This is a genomic window from Prevotella ihumii (assembly GCF_900155655.1).
GTDB classification, from domain to species: domain Bacteria; phylum Bacteroidota; class Bacteroidia; order Bacteroidales; family Bacteroidaceae; genus Prevotella; species Prevotella ihumii.
This window is the reverse complement of the sequence record NZ_LT706987.1, coordinates 583274-605596: the sequence shown is the minus strand read 5'-3', so window position 1 is coordinate 605596 and position 22323 is coordinate 583274. Positions and strand designations below refer to the sequence as shown.

16 protein-coding genes and 1 CRISPR repeat array are annotated in these 22323 nt (G+C 46.5%); of the genes, 10 read left to right on the top strand and 6 right to left on the bottom strand.

The window, feature by feature from the left end; genetic code table 11:
• Window positions 1-48: 48 nt before the first annotated feature.
• The 3 genes from CZ367_RS02785 to CZ367_RS02775 all read left to right on the top strand — a co-directional run bounded on the left by CZ367_RS02785 (window position 49) and on the right by CZ367_RS02775 (window position 5603).
• Window positions 49-1464 (top strand): tetratricopeptide repeat protein, encoded by a 1416-nt coding sequence (locus tag CZ367_RS02785; RefSeq protein ID WP_077195548.1) that lies wholly within the window; start codon window positions 49-51, stop codon window positions 1462-1464.
• A gap of 189 nt (window positions 1465-1653) precedes the next feature.
• Window positions 1654-3617: direct repeats of the CRISPR family, unit length 47 nt; unit sequence GTTGTTTCTTATATTGCAAAGATACGATTTTTCGAGCAAATCACAAC.
• Between the two features lie 375 nt (window positions 3618-3992).
• Window positions 3993-5228, top strand: a complete 1236-nt coding sequence (locus CZ367_RS02780) for a site-specific integrase (protein ID WP_002561011.1) — start codon at window positions 3993-3995, stop codon at window positions 5226-5228.
• 12 nt (window positions 5229-5240) lie between these two features.
• Window positions 5241-5603, top strand: a complete 363-nt coding sequence (locus tag CZ367_RS02775; protein ID WP_002561010.1) for a hypothetical protein — start codon at window positions 5241-5243, stop codon at window positions 5601-5603.
• A gap of 102 nt (window positions 5604-5705) precedes the next feature.
• Here the strand turns inward: CZ367_RS02775 and CZ367_RS02770 are convergent, their stop codons facing one another.
• Window positions 5706-6575 carry a hypothetical protein gene (locus CZ367_RS02770; protein ID WP_237581495.1) on the bottom strand — a complete coding sequence of 290 codons (870 nt, stop codon included), beginning with the start codon at window positions 6573-6575 and terminating at the stop codon, window positions 5706-5708.
• 270 nt (window positions 6576-6845) lie between these two features.
• Here CZ367_RS02770 and CZ367_RS02765 point away from each other — a divergent pair, with 270 nt between their 5' ends.
• The gene (locus CZ367_RS02765) at window positions 6846-7793 is read left to right on the top strand and encodes an IS30 family transposase (protein WP_077195399.1); all 948 of its coding nucleotides are present in this window, start codon (window positions 6846-6848) and stop codon (window positions 7791-7793) included.
• Between the two features lie 21 nt (window positions 7794-7814).
• Here CZ367_RS02765 and CZ367_RS02760 read toward each other — a convergent pair whose 3' ends face one another.
• The 5 genes from CZ367_RS02760 to CZ367_RS02740 form a co-directional block, all read right to left on the bottom strand.
• Window positions 7815-8984, bottom strand: a complete 1170-nt coding sequence (locus CZ367_RS02760; RefSeq protein WP_237581493.1) for a DEAD/DEAH box helicase — start codon at window positions 8982-8984, stop codon at window positions 7815-7817.
• Entirely contained in the window at window positions 8968-9909 is a 942-nt protein-coding gene (locus CZ367_RS02755; protein ID WP_002561007.1) for a HamA C-terminal domain-containing protein, read from the bottom strand. Before CZ367_RS02755 ends, CZ367_RS02760 begins: the two co-directional genes overlap by 17 nt.
• 52 nt (window positions 9910-9961) lie before the next feature.
• Window positions 9962-10165: a helix-turn-helix transcriptional regulator gene (locus CZ367_RS02750; protein ID WP_002561006.1), complete on the bottom strand. Its 204-nt coding sequence runs from the start codon at window positions 10163-10165 to the stop codon at window positions 9962-9964.
• Window positions 10166-10355: 190 nt separating this feature from the next.
• Window positions 10356-10661 (bottom strand): helix-turn-helix domain-containing protein, encoded by a 306-nt coding sequence (locus CZ367_RS02745; RefSeq protein ID WP_002561005.1) that lies wholly within the window; start codon window positions 10659-10661, stop codon window positions 10356-10358.
• Between the two features lie 31 nt (window positions 10662-10692).
• Window positions 10693-10992, bottom strand: coding sequence for a helix-turn-helix domain-containing protein (locus CZ367_RS02740; RefSeq protein WP_019131010.1), 300 nt, complete (start codon window positions 10990-10992; stop codon window positions 10693-10695).
• A 280-nt stretch (window positions 10993-11272) separates the two neighbouring features.
• Here CZ367_RS02740 and CZ367_RS02730 point away from each other — a divergent pair, with 280 nt between their 5' ends.
• The 6 genes from CZ367_RS02730 (at window position 11273) to CZ367_RS02705 (ending at window position 22243) form a co-directional block, all read left to right on the top strand.
• Window positions 11273-11629, top strand: a complete 357-nt coding sequence (locus CZ367_RS02730; protein ID WP_002561004.1) for a helix-turn-helix domain-containing protein — start codon at window positions 11273-11275, stop codon at window positions 11627-11629.
• A 3-nt stretch (window positions 11630-11632) separates the two neighbouring features.
• Entirely contained in the window at window positions 11633-11983 is a 351-nt protein-coding gene (locus CZ367_RS02725; protein WP_004291454.1) for a helix-turn-helix domain-containing protein, read from the top strand.
• Between the two features lie 20 nt (window positions 11984-12003).
• On the top strand, window positions 12004-13572 hold the full coding sequence (locus CZ367_RS02720; protein WP_002561002.1) for a DUF3945 domain-containing protein: 1569 nt from the start codon (window positions 12004-12006) through the stop codon (window positions 13570-13572).
• 61 nt (window positions 13573-13633) lie between these two features.
• Window positions 13634-15721 (top strand): type IA DNA topoisomerase, encoded by a 2088-nt coding sequence (gene topB, locus CZ367_RS02715; protein WP_002561001.1) that lies wholly within the window; start codon window positions 13634-13636, stop codon window positions 15719-15721.
• A 239-nt stretch (window positions 15722-15960) separates the two neighbouring features.
• On the top strand, window positions 15961-16413 hold the full coding sequence (locus CZ367_RS02710) for a DUF1896 domain-containing protein (RefSeq protein ID WP_002561000.1): 453 nt from the start codon (window positions 15961-15963) through the stop codon (window positions 16411-16413).
• Window positions 16403-22243, top strand: coding sequence for an N-6 DNA methylase (locus tag CZ367_RS02705; RefSeq protein WP_077195546.1), 5841 nt, complete (start codon window positions 16403-16405; stop codon window positions 22241-22243). The genes CZ367_RS02710 and CZ367_RS02705 overlap by 11 nt, the downstream gene beginning before the upstream one ends.
• Window positions 22244-22323: the final 80 nt, after the last annotated feature.

The following is a 22323-nucleotide window of genomic DNA, read 5'->3' as shown; positions in this document are numbered from 1 at the left end:
ACGTCTAAGAAAGTAATCCACATAAGTTTAACTAAATAAATAACGATTATGAAGACAAAGAAATATTTATTAGCTGGAGCTTTGATACTAAGTTTGTCAACTCCTGCAATGGCTCAAAATGATGGCTATAAGGCTGCTCTTAACCCTATCATTTCTGCTTTAGAAGCTGCACCAAATGATTCTAAGGCTGGTAAAGACTTGATTAAAGAATATATGAAGCTTTACAAGAAGGATGAGCAAGCTGTGGCTGCACTTGGTAATGTTTACCTTGCACAAAGAAACTATGGTGAAGCTAAGAGAATTGCTGACCTCATTATTAATAATAAGAAGATGAATGGTACTTTTGGCTACCTCCTTCTTGGTGACATCGCTGCTTTGGAAGATAGCGTAGGTAATGCAGGTGCTGCTGCTCAACAGTATCAAACTGCTATTAATCTTGACCCTCATAACGTAGCAGCTTACGAACGTTTTGCAAAAGTTTATCGTCAAGTAAATTCAATTGTTGCTGTTGAAAAACTTGAAGAATTGCGTAAGGTTGAGCCTAATTATCCTGTTGAAGCAACAGCAGCTGAAATTATGCTTAATGATGGTAAGTATGAGGAGGCGTTGAGTTGGTATAGCAAATCAAACTTTGCTAATCTCTCTGAAGACAACTTCTACAAATATAGCTATACTGCATATATTCTCCAGAAATATGATAAGGTATTAGAAGTTGTTAAGGCGGGCCTTAACAAGTTCCCTGGTAGCGAATATATTTCTCGTGTTGGATTGATGGCAGCTACAGAGAAGGGATTGTATGGCGAAGCACTTCAGTATGCAAAGAATATGTTTGCTGGTAGTGGAAAGAAAGTTGCTAACGACTACGCTATGTATGGTAAGGCTTTGTGTGGCAATCAACAGTATGACGAGGCTTTGCAAAACCTTAACAAAGCTATCGAAATGGACAAGGACAACCTTGAGCCTTTGAAAAGTATTGCAGATGTTTATGCAGCGCAGGGCAACGAAGATAAATCTTTGGAAATCCAAATGGATTATCTTGCACGTAGCAAGAAAGCAAATTCAAATGACTGGTCAAAGCTTGCACAAACTTATATAGATAAGGCCGGAAAGCTTACCGAAACAGCTGATAGAAATGCTGCTCTCGATAAGGCAATGGCTATTTATGACACTATGATAACCAAATTCCCATCAATCTCAGATTGGATTTGGCTCAACCAGGCTAGTGTTGCACAAATGAAGAATGATCCTGATAAGGTAGCAGAAATCTATAAGAAGGTTGCAGCATTTGAAGAAGCTAAACCAACCCTTGATGGTGATGCTAAACTCTATCTTGAACAAGTTTACTATGGCTTAGGTTATTATCATTCAAAGAAGGGTAATGCTGAACTTGCTAAAGAATATTTCCAAAAAGTTCTGACAGTGAACCCTAATAATGACAGTGCAAAGAAGGCATTAGGAATGTAATATCCGTTCTGATGTAACTTTATAATCAGCAAATATAAGCGCAGTAACTTTTTGAGTTGCTGCGCTTTTTTCTGTCATTACAAAATAAAAAGTACCACCCTTTTGAGGTAGTACTTTTCTTTTCTTTGCATTTTTTCTTTGCAAGAAATATTTGCAATTGCTTGATATATAGTGTTTTATTCTAATCAAGTTGTTTCTTATATTGCAAAGATACGATTTTTCGAGCAAATCACAACAAAATTCTGAATCTTAATCAGAAGTTCGAGGTTGTTTCTTATATTGCAAAGATACGATTTTTCGAGCAAATCACAACAATACATGGATAGGGTGTAGGTCTTGTTCGTTGTTTCTTATATTGCAAAGATACGATTTTTCGAGCAAATCACAACCAACAGAACGTAAGGCGGAAGATATATCTAGTTGTTTCTTATATTGCAAAGATACGATTTTTCGAGCAAATCACAACACCCATAGAAAGATATTTGCGTGCAATGCGGTTGTTTCTTATATTGCAAAGATACGATTTTTCGAGCAAATCACAACGCGCAATTCGTTGGCTGCAAAGATACACATGTTGTTTCTTATATTGCAAAGATACGATTTTTCGAGCAAATCACAACTAATATGAATGATTAGTTTCTAATTCTTGGTTGTTTCTTATATTGCAAAGATACGATTTTTCGAGCAAATCACAACCAAGATGGAGATGGAATTGATACTAAATTTGTTGTTTCTTATATTGCAAAGATACGATTTTTCGAGCAAATCACAACTATTTATAAGCCCCATATCCAAAAGGCCAGTTGTTTCTTATATTGCAAAGATACGATTTTTCGAGCAAATCACAACTGACCTAACGGAATTTGCCGAAGAAAAATTGTTGTTTCTTATATTGCAAAGATACGATTTTTCGAGCAAATCACAACCGAGCGTGTCGTCGCTAAGCGTCGCCGTGGGTTGTTTCTTATATTGCAAAGATACGATTTTTCGAGCAAATCACAACGGCAGTCTTCGTCGGTGTCGAAATCGTCCAGTTGTTTCTTATATTGCAAAGATACGATTTTTCGAGCAAATCACAACCAATAGTTACCTGACCTCTTGCTTTTACTGTTGTTTCTTATATTGCAAAGATACGATTTTTCGAGCAAATCACAACAAGAATATTAATTATAGTTTCATAATTAGGGTTGTTTCTTATATTGCAAAGATACGATTTTTCGAGCAAATCACAACTATTACAAAAACTGACAGAATGTAATTGTGTTGTTTCTTATATTGCAAAGATACGATTTTTCGAGCAAATCACAACTGAAAGCAAAAGACTTAACACCGAAAGAGAGTTGTTTCTTATATTGCAAAGATACGATTTTTCGAGCAAATCACAACCCCCTCTCATCTTCAAATAAAAAGTAGTTTGTTGTTTCTTATATTGCAAAGATACGATTTTTCGAGCAAATCACAACCTTTATGTCCGTTTACCTGCCTGACGTATGGTTGTTTCTTATATTGCAAAGATACGATTTTTCGAGCAAATCACAACGAGCCATGTGCCGTTGCCGTCTGCGTCTATGTTGTTTCTTATATTGCAAAGATACGATTTTTCGAGCAAATCACAACTGCGCTCAGATAGAACTGCGATGCGGTGTCGTTGTTTCTTATATTGCAAAGATACGATTTTTCGAGCAAATCACAACTACGTTCCACTTCTATTTTGGTATTGGGCGGTTGTTTCTTATATTGCAAAGATACGATTTTTCGAGCAAATCACAACTCAACGTTTGCAATCCTTTATAGCACGTTGGTTGTTTCTTATATTGCAAAGATACGATTTTTCGAGCAAATCACAACATATAAGATGGGTGCGAACGTAAGTTCTGGTTGTTTCTTATATTGCAAAGATACGATTTTTCGAGCAAATCACAACGGAATATTGAAGGTATAAAAGCATATTATGTTGTTTCTTATATTGCAAAGATACGATTTTTCGAGCAAATCACAACGCCTTGTTTGTTGAATGTTTGTAGCGTGTGTTGTTTCTTATATTGCAAAGATACGATTTTTCGAGCAAATCACAACTTGATAGCGCAAAGTTGCACGCTCGAAGAAGTTGTTTCTTATATTGCAAAGATACGATTTTTCGAGCAAATCACAACTGGTCAGCGTCTGACCATCACTCGTGGATAGTTGTTTCTTTTGGTGCAAAGTTACTACAAAAAAGTGAAATGCGGAAAGATATAGTGATAGAATTGAGTTACAAGGGTTTTAGTTAAAGTGGCGATAATTCGTGAAGCCATTACAATCCTTGCCGAAGCCAAATCTTGACGCCGCAACGTTACTTGTTCGTAACCATGTCCGAAAATGCGACAAACGGGTACGAATGGCGAAACAAGACACTATGTTATAGTGAGTTACCCACAACTCACGTAACAAATACGGTTACGGAAAAAAGATTGCGCCGTTCCTCCCCGTTTTGCGTACCGACACCGGACTCTTCACCAACTAATTTTGAAATCCAAAAATTAAGAACGATGAAGAGTACATTTTCAGTAATCTACTACCTCAAGCGTCAGGTAGTGAAAAAGGACGGGACGGTTCCCGTCATGGGACGCATCACGGTGGACGGCAGCCAGACGCAGTTCAGTTGCAAGTTGAGTGTCGATCCGAAGCTGTGGGACACCAAAGGGGGACGTGTCACGGGCAGAAGCGCGGCGGCACTCGAAACGAACCGTATGCTTGACAAGATGCGGGTGCGCATCAACAGACACTATCAGGAAATCATGGAGCGTGACAACTTCGTCACGGCGGAGAAGGTAAAGAACGCCTTTCTCGGACTGGAACACCGCTACCACACGCTGATGCAGGTGTTCCGTCGGCACAACGAGAACTATGAGAAACAGGTGGAAGCAGGCATGAAAGCAAAAGGTACACTGGAAAAGTACCGTGTCGTTTACAAGCACCTGCAAGAGTTCCTCGACATCCGCTACCATGTGAAGGACATCGCCCTAAAAGAGCTTACTCCCGCTTTCATCTCCGACTTCGAGATGTTCCTGCGCACGGACAAGCACTGCTGCACCAATACCGTGTGGCTGTACGTCTGCCCGCTACGGACAATGGTGTTCATAGCCATCAACAACGAGTGGCTGACACGCGACCCGTTCCGCGAGTATGAAATCAAGAAGGAGGAAACGACACGCAGTTTCCTGACCAAAGACGAAATACGCCTGCTGATGGAGGGGAAACTGAAAAACGCCAAACAGGAACTGTACCGCGACCTCTACCTGTTCTGTGCGTTCACCGGATTGTCGTTCGCGGATATGCGCAACCTCACGGAAGAGAATATCCGTACCTATTTCGACGAACACGAGTGGATAAACATCAACCGCAAGAAAACGGGCGTGGTGTCCAACATCCGCCTGCTTGACATCGCCAACCGCATAATCGGCAAATACCGTGGGCTATGCGAGAACGGCAGGATATTCCCCGTTCCGCATTATAACACGTGCCTTGCCGGTATCCGTGCCGTCGCCAAGCGTTGCGGCATCACCAAGCATATCACGTGGCATCAAAGCCGCCACACGGCAGCCACGACAGTTTTCCTTTCCAACGGCGTACCCATCGAAACGGTCAGCTCCATGCTTGGACACAAGAGCATAAAGACGACGCAGATTTACGCGAAGATAACCAAAGAAAAACTCAATCAGGATATGGAAAACCTTGCCGCAAGGTTAAACAACGTCGAGGAATTTGCAGGTTGCACCATCTAAAAAAGAGGAGCCATGAAACGTGACATAATCATCATAGAGGACAAGGCGGTCAGCGTAACCGGTAACGATGTGTGGATGACCGCCACCGAAATAGCCGGACTGTTCCATACGACCGTCCCGGCAGTGAACGCCGTCATCAAAGCCGTCCGCAAGTCTGACGTGCTGAACGACTACAAGGTGTGCCGCTACATGCAGCTTGAAAACGGGCTGTACGCGGACGTGTACGCGCCTGAAATCATTATTCTGATTGCTTTTCGGCTGAACACCTACAACACCTACCTGTTCCGCATGTGGCTGGTAGGAAAGGTTCTCTCACAAGAGAAGCGGCAAACATACGTGATGTTTATACAGAACGGAAAAACTGCGTACTGTTGAAGATATCAAATGAAAATTATACGAAAGAATTTCTATATGGATCCTTATCTAAATAGCCATATCATATCTCAAAAAATATAGAGGTAATAATATGGCTATTATTTAATTCTTTTGATTTGTCGTTATGCAACGAATTCCGTTCATAAAATGTTTTAATATATATTTGTCAAATGAATGGAGATTAGGTATTTTTTGTTCAAGGTATTCAATTCCTATCGTGTTAAATTCCTGTATAACGATTGTAATCTCTTTAGAATCGTCTTCAAGATTTATAAGACCTGCATTTTGTATCTTTTTACTAATCATCCTCGGTAATCCGTATTCTTCAAGTTGAAATACAATTTTAGGTAAAAAGGCATTTGATGCTTTATATACAAAATTGGCGATATTTGAGGAATTAGGATAAAGTTCTTGACGTATAATATTAATTACCGCAATAATAGATGAGAGATTAAAGGATACATATCTTTCAAATGTAAATATATCCTCATATGTAATACCATAATCTTTTACTGTGTTATATAGCTCTTTTATAGTCATTTTCCATCCATTACTACATGCACATGCATAATACCGTAAATGTCCTTTTCGATGATATTCCAAAATTTCTATGATATCTCCTAAAGCATCCCTCCATTCCCATGTATTATTGTTTTGTAAAGCATCGCAATTTGTTGGCCAATTGGAATCAGTTTTCAATTTTTCCGCAATTATCTTTAACATTGATGGTTTACAACTTCTGATTTGTGGTATTCTTTCAATTCTATGCCAAATATCCGTTCCAAGAAGTTCTATCATTTCATCTTGATATCGTTGAATTTTTACATATTGTTCATTATTCAATTTTATACCGGGGTCATTTCCATCAAGTTTTTTTACTACATCATCAGGAAACTCTAATCTCAATTTAGTATTTTCTTGACTTGGTGGCTCTTCAAGCATATAGACACGACCTACAAAATAACGAAACATTCTGCCTGCGCGTCCAATGATGTTGCGAAAGGTAAAATAATCAATCTTATGAGCCCCGTTCTTATTTGACCATAAAACGACACTCTCTGCTTCACAAGTTCAACATAGAACTGCAATTTCAGGTGTAGGTTTAGCTTAATAATCTATACCAGAAAACACCGAGGGGTTTGGGGGCGAGCAGCCCCCATGAGTGGAAAATCAACAAGCAATGCTTAAAAAATAAAAAAGGGAGACCTCTGTCTCCCAAAGATTAATTAATTTTGCATTGTTATGTACAAACAATTAACCTCGGAGCAAAGGTACACAATTTCTGTGCTACTCCAAAATGGAATTAAATTAAAAGATATTGCGAAAGCGATAAAAGTATGTCCAAGTACAGTATCTCGTGAAATAAAACGTAATAGTGGGACCAAAGGACAGTATAATTGGGAAACTGCCCAAGCAAATGCAGCTCTCACAAAGCGAAAAAAGCCAGGCAATCATTCAATCAAAAAGGATGTTATGGATGAAGCGATACGTCTTCTTATTACAGAACAATGGTCTCCTGAACAAATATCTGGCGTGTTGGCTAAGGAAGGTAAACGTATTAGCCATGAAACCATATATCGTACGATACGTAAGGACAAGGCAAAAGGTGGAACACTATATAAACACTGTCGTCACAAGCTAAAGCATCGTGCCAAGCCTGTTGGTAGCAGACGTATATCCATACCCAATAGAACAAGTATCAGCGAGAGACCTACTGAAGTTGACGGAAAACGCTTTGGGGACTTCGAGATGGATACAATTGTTGGAAGAGGAAATCATGGTGCTATTGTGACACTGATAGAACGCAGTACAAATATGCTATTTATGAGAAAACTTAAAAAGGGAAAGAATGCCAAGGAGTTAGCACGCACTGTAATACATTTGCTATCTCCATTCAAAGAGTATGTCAAGTCTATTACAACGGACAACGGCACAGAATTCGCTTGCCATGAAATGATAAGCAAAAGCCTTGGTGTCACCGTCTATTTTGCTGACCCATACGCTTCATGGCAGAAAGGGGCTATAGAAAATGCTAACGGACTGATTAGACAATACGTGCCAAAAAAAGAAACGTTTGAACATGTCAGTCATCAACAAATAACAAAGTATTCAAAGAAAATTAACATGAGACCAAGAAAGAAATTAGAATTTAGAACACCATATGAGTGCTTTTACGAACTAATTAAGTAAATTTGCACTTGCTTGTTGAATTCACGCTTGAGTATTTACTCCTTCAATTATAGACGAGGTCGATACCAAATAATCTAACCCATTCTGTTCTTCAAATAGTTTTATTTGAATTTGACTAAGAGAACGATGTAGCTGACCATTATGAATACCAATACCATGTTTGACTAAATCTTTAAGAATATACTTTTCTCCATAATTGCATTCCAGCCAATCAGAAAAATTAGCAAGCAGTTCAGAGTCTTTATTATATAAATTTCTGTTAAGAATTGTTGTTACTTCTTCAATTCCCTTATATGTGCCGGTATATATCAAAGCTTTACCTATACCTGTATTTATTAATTCAATAAGTTTACGTGTCTTAAAACTCTGTTTATCTTCATTCTTTGGTCTGCTTTTATATAACCGCCATGCATGCGTTACAACGGTCTTAAAATCCATACGCAGAAATGTCATCCCTTCAGTGAATACATTTTCTTCTATTTCATGGATATTTGGGGCAAGATAATATCTTTGTTTAGCTTTCTTTCCGAGTTCTACCATTGAACTGAGTAAAGTGGAGCTTCTTTCAAGATCAAAATTTGTACTTGCCTTATAAAACTCATCAACGATTAGAATATCAATTGAAGGAAGTTTATCTATATAGGCAAAAGCTCTTTCTTGCGGAAATACCAATATGTTTTTCTCCGCAAGTTCTACATCTGTTGTTGTAATTATTTTATATTGATGAGAGAATTTTCGGCAAATTCGTCTTCTTGTTTCATCTGCAAGAGCAACCGTAGGTACTAATATTACAACATTAATTGGTTGTTTAATCGCAATAAATGCATCAATAACAAAACTTTTACCAAAACTTGTAGGAGCACTCACCGCAACGCTTTTCCCTTCTAATAACTTCTTTAATACCTGTGATTGAGCAGTATGTAAGACACAAGGTTTTCTTTCTCCAATATTAACTTTAAAAACTTCACATACAAACCGATCTTCCCAAGATGCAGTATATGTATCAATATACGGTAAAAGCCCCACTTCACGAATAAGATGGTTGACTAATTCCATATATGAATTATTGTTAGTACCATTAATCTCATGAAGTAATGTAATTACTTTGGATCTTGCATTACTTATATCACCAGCATTTAGAACATTACTTATATCTAAACATGTATTATATATATCATTCGTCTGCATCATTTTTGAGATTTTTTGCTTGTGAAATAAACCAGTTTACTATTTTTGTTTTATCAGGAACAGGAAAAAGAATCAAATGAAAGTTTATTTCCGAATACTTATGAACAGAACTAAGCTTGTTGATCTGCTTCTTAAAAAACGAATGAGCACGATCTCTATGAAAAGAAATAATACTATTTTTATACTCATCACTCATTTCAGTAGTACTTGCTGTTATCTGGCATTCATGTAATAAAAGAATAGGTATATGTAGTTTGGGTTTTATTTCGTCAATGGAAGTATTCTCATCGAAACATTCTTTTATCTTTTTAAGTAATGTTTGGTTTTCAATTTGTTTATCAAGTTCATTGAGATTGGTCATTATTCCGCATTCCTTTTTCATAATAGGTTTGCGCAACATTTGTTCAACAGAATTTATTGGTTCGTATAATCGCGCATCCTCAAGAGAATTATAAAATTTAGCTTCTCCTAACCAAAGTTGAAAGCCTCCATTTGGGTCAATTACAATGTGTACAGAATCAGAGCCCTTTGCATTATCATTATCATTCTGTTTATAAAAAATTTTAGGTATTGCAGATAAGGCTTTATAATGGTTCTTCATTATGCCATATAGAATAATTTCCGCTATTTCACTTCCCTTTCCATTCTGCTCTTTGTCAACAAGTCGTAAATGTTTGGCAGCCTCAATAAGCCTACCGTAATCATTATCTATTAATTTCTCTCGTTCTTGTGCAGACAAAGCTGTTTCTGCAATATTACTGAAAACAAATTCTTTGAATTGACGATATCTCCAACTGCCATCTTCAAAGCCATTAGCAACTGATAATAACCTGTCATTATGATCTGGATTTATTTCTTGCTTTTTTGTATTAAAATTAACAAAACAATCATCAACTAATATATCAAAATTCCAAATTTTATTGCTCATACACTTTATTTACATGCTTAAAAATGGTGAAACATCTATATTCCTTTAGATACTATTTTTTTGTATGACAAATAAGTTCATGAACATCAACATCAAGCAAATTTGCAATACGAACAAATGTGTACAAATCAGGTTGAGAATGATTATTACACCATTTAGATACTGTTGCAGGATCTTTCTGTAATTGTTTTGCCAACCATTTGCTCATAACTCCTTTTTCTGATAGTACATTTTTAATGTTGTTTAAAATTGCCATTACAATTAATTTTTAGATTGCGTTAAATGCAAAGTTACAACTTTTTATTAACTATATGAATTTCTAACGATAGAAATTGGTTGGATCAATCAAAAAACTGGTTTTAAGGTCATTAAAACACCCAAGTATATAAAAAGTAAACGGGCAGCACCACAAAATGTCGCCCGTTTCCTTTTTCATGTTGGCCGCCTCACTCCAGCGGCTTGCGGTAGTTCGCTTCCAGCACCTCGCGCAGCCCCGTTTCCGGGTAAAGCACCTTCCCTCCCAAAAGTATGAAGGACAACACGCGGTTGTTGCGGTATTCCTGCAAGGTGCGTCGGCTGACACGGAGCAGTTCCGCCACCTCACCGTCAGTCAGGTAACGTTCCCCGTCCAGCGGAGGGCGGTAACTTTCCAGAAATACAGACAGCCATTTCGAGCCTTTGCGCATATCCTGCATCACAGAGGCTATCGGCTCGTCTTCCATCGTAAAAACATCGTTGGTCTCGTTCATCATAACTTCGGATTCAGTGGGTGAATAAATCAAATCATCTGCCGTGCGAATAGAGCGTGCCGATAAGCGGTATCAACCTCTTAACCTCCTCCGGCTTGTAATAGAACCTGCGGTTTATCTGCGAGTAGCCGATAAGCCGCCTGTCGCGCAGCGTCTGCAACGTGCGCGGGCTTATTCTCAACTGCCCGCAGACCTCCTCGCCCGTGAGCCATCTTTCCATGCGCCCCGTGTCGCTTTTGCGCCTTAGGGCGGCGACCTTCTCCGAGAGTGCGCCGAATGCCGCCACCATCATCTCGAAAGTCTTTTTCTCGATAGATACTATTTCCATATTCATGCAATTATCGGTTTGCCCGCAAAGGTAACGATGCAGCCCTTAACACGTACCGTTTTCCGCTGAAAGGCTGCCTGTTGCACCGTTTGACCGGGTTACGGAGCCATCTTCCGTAAAAATCTTACGTGAGTCACGTAGTGAGTTGTTAAAGCCCCTTTTGTTTATTGCCGAATTTTGTCGCAGAAACATAGAGCAAGCCGAGTGTAGAGCGTCAAACTTGCTTGAACGGTATGCCGAGGCGCAGCCTATGTTCATGAAAATAAACAAAAATAAAGGACTGAATATGAAAGTGATAACGATGGAAAGTTCTGCCTTCCGGTCATTGACGGAACAGATAGCGGAGATTGCGGCACACGTCCGTGCCGCCTCCGGCGACAAGAAAGCGGCATCGCCCGACAGGTTGCTCACCACACGCGAGGCGGCGCACCTGCTTAACGTGAGTACCCGCACCCTCCAGCGTATGCGCAGCGAGCAACGCATCGGTTATGTCGTGCTTCGCGGTAAATGCCGCTACCGGCAGTCGGAAATAGACCGCCTGCTTGAAGCGTGTGCCGTCAACGAGGACGCGGCGACACCGCAGGAATTGAAACGCAACCACACGCTGCGCACTGGCGGCAAACCAAAAGGAAGGAGGACATAGGTCATGGAACTGCTCACACGAAACAACTTCGAGGGCTGGATGCAGAAGCTGATGGAACGGCTCGACCGTCAGGACGAACTGCTGCTGGCGATGAAGGCTGAGGGGAAACAGCCTACTATCACGGAAAGCATCCGCCTTTTCGACAATCAGGATTTGTGCATGCTGCTCCAGATAAGCAAGCGCACACTGCAACGCTACCGCAGTGTCGGCGCATTGCCCTACAAGACACTGGGCAAGAAAACCTATTACAGCGAGGAGGATGTGCTGACATTCCTTTCCAACCATATCAAGGACTTCAAAAAAGAAGATATAGCCTTCTACAAGGCTCGTATCCATAATTTCTTTCATAAATAACCCATTAAAACATTTTTCAAATGGCAAAGAAAAAAGACGAAAAGGACGTGCTGGTAGTCCGTGACGAGAAGACGGGCGAGATCAGCGTGGTAGCCGGGCTGAATGCAGACGACACACCCAAGCGTACCCCTGCGAAAGCTGAGAACGCGCAGAGTTTCCTGCAATTCGACCGACACGGCGACGTGCTGGACAACTTCTTCAAGAACTTCTTCCGGCAGTGCAAGGAACCCAGCCGCTTCGGTTTCTACCGCATCGCGGCAGACCAAGTGGATTCCATGCTTGGCGTGATGAAAGACCTGCTTCAGCATCCGTACCAGAACAAACAAATCCTTGCACCGCACAAAATCGACACCTTCCCTTATCAACAGCAGGTGCAGGAAGAGATGGCGGCACAAAAGACAGAGAAACAAGAACCTCAAAAACAGGAAAACATGGAACAACAGAAAGAACAGCAGGAAAGCCCGCAACAGACGCAGGGCAGACAGGGCTACCAACCCATCAACGAGAGCAAAATCAACTGGCAGGAGCTGGAGGACAGATGGGGCGTGAAGCGTGACGACCTTGAAAAGTCCGGAGACCTTACGAAGATGCTCCACTACGGCAAGTCCGACTTGGTAAAGGTCAAGCCCACCTTCGGCGGCGAATCATTCGAGCTGGACGCCCGCCTCTCCTTCAAGAAGGACGGCGAGGGAAATGTCAGCCTCGTGCCGCACTTCATCCGCAAGGAGCAGAAGTTAGATGAGTACAAGGAACACAAATTCTCCGACGATGACCGGAAGAACCTGCGCGAAACGGGCAACCTCGGCAGGGTCGTGGACATTGTGGACAGGGAAACGGGCGAAATCATCCCCTCCTACATCAGCATCGACCGCAAGACGAATGAAATCACGGACATTCCGGCAAACAAGGTGCGCATCCCGGAGCGCATCGGCAAGACGGAAATCACCAAACAGGAGCAGGACATGCTCCGCGCCGGACTGCCCGTGCGCGACAAGCTCATCGAGCGCAACGACGGCAGGAAGTTCGTCACCACCCTTCAAGTGAACGTGGAGCAGCGCGGCGTGGAGTTCGTGCCGGGAACCGGAAGGTCGCCCCGTACCGCACAGACGCAGGAAGCCAAAGGTGACACCTCGAAAAGTCAGGCGCAAGGCGGGGAAAATGCCGCACAGACCAAGAAGGAGCAACGCCGCAACACGTGGATGAACGAGGACGGCAGCATCCGCCCCATCAGCAAATGGAGCGGCGTGAACTTCACCGACAAGCAGAAAGCCGACTACGTGGCGGGTAAAGCCGTGAAACTGGAGAACGTGACCGACAAGCAGGGCTTCCATGCCACGATGTATATCAAGTTCAACCCGGAGAAGGGCCGCCCGTACCGCTACGAAACGAACCCCGACAACGCCCAGCAGGTCGCCCCGTCCAACGAGAGCCGCACACAGGTGGCGGTGAACAACGAGGGCAAAACCAACGAGGCGACAAAGAACCTGAAAGAGCCTTTGCAGAAAGGTCAGACCGCCCCAAAGGACGACCGCCAGCAACAGCAGCAGGAGAAGCCGAAAAAGAAGAACAACAAAGGCATGAAAATGTAATCCCGTGTCCGCCACTGAATCCAAAATAAAATCCAAAGTATCAACAAAAAAGCAAGAAAACATGAAGACAATCATTGCAGAAAAGCCCTCCGTGGCACGTGAAATCGCCCGCATCGTGGGCGCGACAAAGAGAGAGGAAGGATATTTCGAAGGAGGCGGCTATGCCGTGACATGGGCATTCGGACACCTCGTTCAGCTTGCCATGCCCGACGGCTACGGCGTGCGCGGATTTGTCCGTGACAACCTCCCGATTATTCCCGACACATTCACGCTCGTCCCCCGTCAGGTCAGGACGGAGAAAGGTTACAAGCCCGACAGCGGCGTGGTGTCGCAGATAAAAGTCATCAAAAGACTGTTCGACACAAGCGAACAAATCATCGTGGCGACCGATGCCGGACGCGAGGGAGAGCTTATCTTCCGCTACCTCTACCACTATACGGGTTGCACCACTCCTTTCGTGCGTCTGTGGATCAGCTCGCTCACCGACAAGGCTATCCGTGAGGGACTGCGCAACCTCGAAGACGGCAGCAGGTACGACAACCTATACCTCGCCGCCAAAGCGCGGAGCGAATCCGACTGGCTCGTGGGCATCAACGGCACTCAGGCGTTATCCATAGCCGCCGGACATGGCACGTATTCGGTGGGGCGTGTGCAGACACCCACGCTGGCGATGGTGTGTGAACGCTATTGGGAGAACCGCCGTTTTACGTCCGAAGCATTCTGGCAGCTCCATATCGCAACAGACGGTTGCGACGGCGAGGTCGTGAAACTCTCATCCTCCGAGAAATGGAAGTCGAAAGAACCGGCAACGGAGCTATATAATAAGGTAAAGGCGGCAGGCAGCGCAACGGTAACGAAAGCAGAGCGTAAGGAGAAGACGGAGGAAACTCCCTTGCTGTACGACCTGACCACGCTCCAAAAAGAAGCCAACGCCAAGCACGGCTTCACGGCGGAACAGACGCTTGAAATCGCGCAGAAGCTCTACGAGAAGAAGTTGATAACCTATCCGAGAACGGGAAGCCGCTACATCCCCGAAGACGTGTTCGCTGAAATCCCCAAGCTACTCGCCTTTATCGGCACGCAGCCCGAATGGAAAGACAAGGTGCGGGCAAAAGCCATCCCGACACGCCGTAGCGTGGATGACGGCAAGGTAACAGACCACCATGCCCTGCTCGTCACGGGAGAGAAACCGCTCTTCCTCTCCAAAGAGGACAGCACCATTTATCAGATGATTGCCGGACGAATGATAGAGGCATTCTCCGAAAAATGCGTCAAGGACGTGACTGCTGTCACGGCAGAATGTGCCGGAGTGGAGTTCACCGTGAAAGGCAGTGTCGTGAAGCAAGCCGGATGGCGTGCCGTCTATGGCGAGGAAAAGGAGGAAACTACCATCCCCGGCTGGCAGGATGGCGACACGCTCACGCTGAAAGCCACCTCCATCACCGAAGGAAAGACCAAACCCAAGCCGCTGCATACCGAAGCCACCCTGCTCTCGGCAATGGAAACAGCGGGCAAGGAAATTGAGGACGACGCGCTGCGGCAGGCGATGAAGGACTGCGGCATCGGCACTCCCGCCACACGAGCGTCCATCATCGAAACGCTTTTCAAGCGCGGTTACATGGAACGCTGCAAGAAGTCGCTTGTTCCCACCGAAAAGGGACTCGCCCTCAATTCCGTGGTGAAGACGATGCGCATCGCCGATGTAGCCATGACGGGCGAATGGGAAAAGGAACTGGCACGTATCGAGCGCGGGGAACTGCCCGCCGACACTTTCCGCAAGGAGATAGAGGCGTACACACGGGAAATCACCTCCGAACTGCTCTCGTGCGACAAGCTCTTCGGCAGCCGTGATTCCGGCTGCGCGTGTCCCAAGTGCGGCACGGGCAGGATGCGGTTCTACGGCAAGGTGGTACGTTGCGACAACACGGAGTGCGGACTGCCCGTGTTCCGGCAGAAAGCGGGACGCACCCTGTCCGACGACGAAATCAAAGACCTGCTCACCGACGGGCACACCAAGCCGCTCAAAGGCTTCAAGAGCAAGCAGGGCAAGAACTTCGATGCCATAGTCGCCTTTGACGGGGAATATAACACGACGTTCGTGTTCCCGGAAAAGAAATGCAAGTCTTCCTATCCGAAAAAAAGGAAATAATCACTAACTTTTGATAAGTTAGGCTGCATCTCAACAATAGAAACAAACAAGTTTTTTTCGTATTGTCTTCGATTTGCACTAACTTTGCCACTTGTTCAGAGTAATGAATTGTTCTTCGATACCGGATTACACTCATACTTTGGATTTAGTGGTGGCACTCGGAGGGATACCGAGTGCCTTTTTCTTCCTTTTTCCAATCAATTATCCCGTTAAATATCAATCCACTAAACTCCAAAGTAATGAACAACAAGAAGAAAAACGAGGGTCAGACCGACTTTTCCTATTACGGTCTGTACCTGCTGGACTACCTCCGCACGAACAAGTTTGAACAGGCGACTGACACCGCTTTCATACGGGAACGGGCCGACCGTGCCGCCGAAACGTATGAAAAGGCGCGGCTCGAAGGCTATCCCGCCGATGGCGCGCAAGAGCAGGCGATGGACACGCTGCTGCGCGGGCTGCGCTATTCCCGGTACGCCATTCTCCGTGAAGTCGTGGAGAGCGAGTTTTTCGACGAAGTGCCGGAAGAGAAACAAGAAGCCTTTATTCTGAAACTTATGCCGCTTGTCGGCAACGTGTTCTCCGTCTATGACCTTTCGGACGACAACTTCGCCCTGTCTTCCGATTACGACCTGCTCTACACGGAGCTGACGGGGGCAACCGTCCTTTACATCGGGGAATATGGCGTTTAACCGCAAACAGAAACTGCGGGACAACATCGAGGCGATACGGACGGCATTCATCCTTGACAGGGAAAACAGGACAGCGACAACCGAAGAGCGTGCCATACTTCAAAGGTACTGCGGTTTCGGCGGTCTGAAATGTATCCTCAACCCTGCAAAGGAACTGACGGATGCCGTCCGGTGGGCGAAATCCGACCTCGAACTGTTCGCCCCGACAGTGGAGTTGCACAGGCTTATCCGTGAGAACAGCAAGGACGAAACAGAGTACAAGCGGTTTGTGGATTCGCTGAAAGCGTCCGTGCTGACCGCTTTCTACACCCCCAAAGAGATAACCGACACCATCGCGGACGTGCTGGCAGATTACAGCGTCCGCCCCGCCCGTATGCTCGAACCGTCGGCGGGGGTTGGCGTGTTCGTGGATTCCATGCTGCGGCACAACCCCAATGCGGATGTGATGGCTTTCGAGAAGGATCTGCTCACGGGTACAATCCTGAGGCATCTCTATCCCGGCAAGAAAACGCGCACCTGCGGTTTTGAGAAAATCGAAAGACCGTTCAACAATTATTTCGACTTGGCGGTGTCCAACATTCCGTTCGGAGACATAGCCGTGTTCGACCCTGAGTTTCAGCGGAGCGACTCATTCGGCAGACGCTCCGCCCAGAAAGCCATCCACAACTATTTCTTTCTCAAAGGACTGGATGCCGTGCGTGACGGCGGTATCGTGGCGTTCATCACCTCGCAAGGGGTATTGAACAGCACCAAGACCTCCGTGCGTAACGAGCTGTTCAGTAAGGCTGATCTGGTATCCGCGATACGCCTGCCCAACAACCTGTTCACGGACAACGCGGGGACAGAAGTGGGCAGTGACCTGATTGTCCTGCAAAAGAACCTCAGCAAGAAGGAAATGTCGCAGGACGAGCGGCTGATGACCGTAATACAGACGGACACGAAAACCGACCTGACCGACAACGCCTATTTCATCCACCACCCGGAACGCATCGTGCATACGACGGCGAAACTTGACACCGACCCATACGGGAAGCCCGCTATGGTCTATCTGCACGAGGGCAAGGCAGCAGGCATCGCCGGGGATTTGCACCGTATGCTCGACGAGGATTTCCATTACAGGCTCGCCATGCGTCTGTATTCGGGTTCAATCCGGCAGTCGGGAACGGAAGAAAAAGTTACCGTTCAAAAGGAGGTGGAGCGTACTGCCATAAAGATGGAAACAACATCTTCGATGCAGGCGGTGGAAACTCCGACGGAGAAACCGCAACCCACAGAGGAAAAGCCGGAGATAGAGCCACGTCCGAAATATTCTGACGGTGTGCAGCTATCCTTGCTCGATCTCTGGGGGATGACGGAAGAAGTCAGCCAACAACCAAAAACCGCCAAAAAGAAAAAGGAGGCGAAAAAGGAAAGCTCGGCAAGGCGCGTTCTACCCAAGCCACAGGTGCATGTCACACAAAATGTTACGGCTGTGCCGACGGCTACCACCCCTAAGACTGTAACAGAGAACAAGGAGGCTAAAACGGAGAACACCGCCAAGCCTGCCGACCCAGACGACATCTATGCCACGTTGGACTGGGATACCAATCCTCCCATCAACGGCTTCTACGAGATGATGATGGATTTGACGCCGGAACGCAGGAAGGAACTTCGGGAACTGGCAAGGCAGCATAACGAGAAACAAGCGGCGGCGGAAAAGATGGAAGTGAAAGCCGTGCCGGACACTCCCCGTGAGCAACCACGGCAGGAGGAAACACAGCCGGAAGCAGTCACCGCACCTGCCGTTACAGATACCCCACCGGAAGCGGTGGCGACCTCCCTTTTCCCCGACATCGAAGCGGAGAAGCCGAAGGAAGAAGTCGTGGACCTTTCGCCGCGTGCCTACCACCGCACGCCGGAGATGCACCTGCGCGAAGGGTCGCTGGTGGCTGACAGGGGGCGTCATAACATCGGCTACCTGAAGGACATCACGCCATACGGGGCGACATTCCAGCCGCTCGACCTGAAAGGCTACCAGAAGGAGAAGGCGTTACAGTATGTTTTACTCCGTGACGCCTACGAGCGGCTGTACCGCTATGAATCGAACCTGCATGAAGCAAATGTCCCGTGGCGAGAGCATCTAAACACCTGTTACGATGAGTTTGTCATGCGCTACGGCAACCTCAACGCCAAGCAGAACGTGAAGTTAGTGATGATGGACGCGGGCGGGCGTGACATCCTTTCGCTGGAACGGGCGGAGAACGGGAAGTTTGTCAAGGCGGACATCTTCGAGCGTCCCGTTTCCTTCTCCGTGGAGAGCCATGCCAACGTCGGCTCACCCGAAGAAGCACTGTCCGCGTCGCTCAACAAGTTCGGCACTGTCGATCTCGACTATATGCGGGAGATAACCGACAGTACGGCGGAGGATTTGCTCACAGCCCTGCAAGGGCGCATCTATTACAATCCGCTCGTAACCGGTTACGAGATTAAGGACCGCTTTATTGCCGGAAACGTGATAGAGAAAGCGGAACGCATAGAGGCTTGGATGGGCGAAAACCCCGAAAGTGAACGTATGCCGGAGGTGAAGCAGGCGTTGGAGGCTCTGAAAGATGCCGAACCGCCGCGCATCGCTTTTGAAGACCTTGATTTCAATTTCGGGGAACGCTGGATTCCGACGGGTGTCTATGCCGCCTACATGAGCCGGCTGTTCGACACGGAGGTGAAAATCGCCTACTCTGCAAGCATGGACGAGTTTTCGGTGGCGTGCGGCTACCGCACCATGAAAATCACGGACGAGTTTCTGGTGAAGGGGTATTACCGTAACTATGACGGCATGCACCTTCTGAAACACGCCCTGCACAACACCTGTCCCGACATGATGAAGTCCATCGGCAGGGACGAGCATGGCAACGACATCAAGGTGCGCGACAGCGAGGGAATACAGCTCGCCAACGCCAAGATTGACGAGATACGAAACGGCTTCTCCGAATGGCTCGAAGAGCAGTCGCCACAGTTCAAGGAGCGGCTGACGACGATGTATAACCGCAAGTTCAACTGTTTCGTGCGCCCGCGCTACGACGGCTCCCATCAGACCTTTCCCGACCTCAACCTGAAAGGGCTGGCAAGCCGGGGTATCAAGAGCGTCTATCCCTCACAGATGGATTGCGTCTGGATGTTGAAACAGAACGGCGGCGGAATTTGCGACCACGAGGTGGGAACCGGTAAGACGCTGATAATGTGCATCGCCGCGCATGAGATGAAGCGTCTGAATTTGGCACACAAGCCGATGATTATCGGGCTGAAAGCCAACGTTGCGGAGATTGCAGCCACCTATCAGGCGGCATATCCCAACGCACGTATTCTGTACGCTTCGGAGAAGGACTTTTCGACCGCCAACCGTGTGCGCTTCTTCAATAATATAAAGAACAACGACTACGATTGCGTCATCATGTCGCACGACCAGTTCGGCAAGATACCGCAGTCGCCGGAATTGCAGCAGCGCATCCTGCAAGCAGAGCTTGACACGGTGGAGGAAAACCTCGAAGTGCTACGGCAGCAGGGAAAGAACGTGTCGCGGGCGATGCTGAAAGGATTGGAGAAGCGCAAGCACAACCTTGAAGCGAAGCTGGAGAAGGTGGAACACGCCATAAAGTCACGCACGGACGACGTGGTGGATTTCAAGCAGATGGGCATCGACCACATCTTCATAGATGAGAGCCACCAGTTCAAGAATCTGACTTTCAACACGCGCCACGACCGTGTGGCGGGATTGGGAAACAGCGAGGGAAGCCAGAAGGCACTTAACATGCTCTTTGCCATACGCACCATACAGGAGCGCACAGGAAAAGACTTGGGTGCGACCTTCCTCTCCGGCACGACTATCAGCAACTCACTGACTGAATTGTACCTGCTGTTCAAGTACCTGCGCCCGAAGGAGCTGGAACGGCAGGACATAAGGTGTTTCGACGCTTGGGCGGCGATATTTGCCAAGAAGACGACGGATTTTGAATTTAACGTGACGAACAATGTGGTCCAGAAGGAGCGTTTCCGCTACTTCATCAAAGTGCCGGAGCTTGCCGCCTTCTATAATGAAATCACGGACTACCGCACGGCGGAGGATGTGGGCGTTGACCGTCCTGCCAAGAACGAGATACTGCACCATATACCGCCCACGCCAGAACAGGAGGACTTCATACAGAAACTGATGCAGTTCGCCAAGACGGGCGATGCCACCTTGTTGGGCAGGCTGCCGCTTTCGGAAACGGAAGAAAAGGCGAAGATGCTCATCGCCACGGACTATGCCCGGAAGATGGCACTCGACATGCGCATGATAGACCCGCATTACGAAGACCACCCCGACAACAAGGCGAGCCACTGTGCCAAAATAATCGCGGAGTATTATCAAAAATACGACGCGCAGAAAGGCACGCAGTTCGTTTTCTCTGACTTGGGGACTTACCAGCCGGGCGATGGGTGGAACGTCTATTCGGAAATCAAGCGCAAACTGACGGAGGACTACGGCATACCGCCAAGCGAGGTGCGCTTCATTCAGGAGTGCAAGACCGACAAGGCGCGGAAGGCGGTGATAGACGCCATGAACGCCGGGACGGTGCGTGTGCTGTTCGGCTCCACCTCCATGCTCGGAACGGGTGTGAACGCACAGAAACGGTGTGTGGCAATTCATCATCTTGATACGCCGTGGCGACCGTCCGACCTGCAACAGCGTGACGGACGGGGAGTTAGAGCAGGCAACGAGATAGCCAAGCATTTCGCCGGGAACAACGTGGACGTAATAATCTACGCGGTGGAAAAATCACTGGACAGTTACAAGTTCAACCTCCTGCACTGCAAGCAGACTTTCATCAGCCAGCTTAAAAGCGGTGCTATGGAAGCGCGTACCATCGACGAGGGGGCAATGGACGAGAAATCGGGCATGAACTTCTCGGAATATATGGCGTTGCTATCCGGCAACACCGACCTGCTGGACAAGGCGAAACTGGAAAAACGTATCGCCTCGCTCGAAGGGGAACGCAAGTCGTTCAACAAGGGCAAGCGTGATTCGGAGTTCAAGCTGGAATCGAAGACCCGCGAGCTGGGCAACAACACAGCTTTCATAGATGCCATGACGGAGGACTGGAACCGCTTCCTCTCTGTGGTGCAGACCGACAAGGAGGGCAATCACCTTAATATAATAAAGGTGGACGGAGTGGATTCCGCCGATGAGAAAGTCATCGGAAAGCGTTTGCAGGAGATAGCCAAGAATGCCACGACCGGAGGGTTGTACACGCAGGTTGGAGAGTTTTACGGTTTCCCGATAAAGGTGGTCAGCGAAAGGATACTCAAAGAGGGATTGGAGTTTACCGACAACCGCTTCGTGGTCGAGGGGAACTACAAGTACACCTACAACAACGGGCATCTGGCGCTGGCTGACCCGTTGGCCGCCGCCCGCAACTTCCTCAACGCGATTGAGAGAATCCCCTCCATCATCGACCAGTATAAAGCGAAGAATGAGGTCTTGGAACGTGAGATACCGCAGTTGCAGGAGATAGCAGGCAAGGTGTGGAAGAAGGAGGAAGAACTGAAACAGTTGAAGTCCGAACTTGCCGCCCTTGACCGCAAGATACAGCTGGAACTTGCGCCGCCTACACCCGAAATCACCGAAAAGGAGCATGAAGGGCAACAGGTCAAACCGGAAGCGAAAGGTGTGCGAAACGGTATCAGGCAATATCCCGAAGATACATCACCGCAAATACGCAATCCATCGGAAAGTATTATCGCCAATCACACCATAACTGGGCATCCGGGGCTGTATGCCAAGGAGGAAACCCGGTCCAAAGGATTGAAAATATAACCTTAGGAATTTTATCTGAAGTATTAATAAGGGCTATCCCAAAAGGTCTAAAAGTAAATTTTATCCTTTCTGCAAGTATC